Genomic DNA, 847 nt, shown 5'->3' with positions numbered 1-847 from the left:
TGCCGTGTAGGTGATCTGTCCGCCTTCATCTACGGCACCGGTCGCGGTCAGCGACAGGTTGGTGGTGTCCTGGGTATCGGTCACCGAGGTATCCGCCGACTTGCCGTCAACTTCCAGTTTCTCGTAGTTTCCGCCCTTGGCATCGTCGATCTTGACGCTCAGGGAGTTACCACCGGCCAGCGCATCGTTTGGCGCAGTGAAATTGACGCTGGCGCTGCTCGACCCGACCGGGATGGTGATGGTCTGGCCGTTGGACAGGGTGACAACGACTGGCGAACCGGTGACCGGTGCGCTGACGGACGCGGTGTAAACCACGGTCCCGCCCTCAGCGACGGTAGACGTCGCGGTCAGGTTCACGGTCGAGGTGTCGAGAGTGTCGGTCACATCGGTGACCGCAGCCGCTGGGCTGGTGGCCAGGTTTTCGAAGTTGCCGCCAGCGGCATCCTTGATGGTGACTTCGACCTGGCCGGCGTCTTTGTAGACGTCGTCCTTCGGTGCGTCGACAGTCACGCTGCCGGTGGTCGCGCCAGCGGCGATGGTGATCACGGCGCCGTTGCTCAACGTGACGGTGACCGGAGTCCCGGCGGCGTTGGTCAAGGTCGCGGTGTAAACGATGGAGCCGCCTTCAGCGACCGAGTCAGTAGCGCTCAGGCTGAGGGTGGTTGTATCAGGAGTGTCGGTAACCGAGGTGTCGGCCGACTTGCTGTCAACTTCCAGCTTCTCGTAGTTGCCACCCTTGGCGTCGTCGATCTTCACGCTCAGCGAACCACCGCCGGCTAGAGCATCGTTCGGCGCGGTGAAGTTGACACTGGCGCTGCTCGAGCCGACCGGGATGGTGATGGTCTGG

The 847-nt window shown here is 63.0% G+C and carries 1 protein-coding gene; it reads right to left on the bottom strand.

The annotated features are described in order from the left end of the window. The coding region (locus JFU11_RS27920; protein WP_201062762.1) for an immunoglobulin-like domain-containing protein at positions 1-847 on the bottom strand (847 nt) is incomplete at both ends.

It is taken from the genome of Pseudomonas sp. TH37 (assembly GCF_016650735.1).
GTDB lineage: Bacteria > Pseudomonadota > Gammaproteobacteria > Pseudomonadales > Pseudomonadaceae > Aquipseudomonas > Aquipseudomonas farris.
The sequence above is the reverse complement of the archived record's forward strand: the minus strand, read 5'-3'. Positions and strand labels throughout refer to the sequence as shown.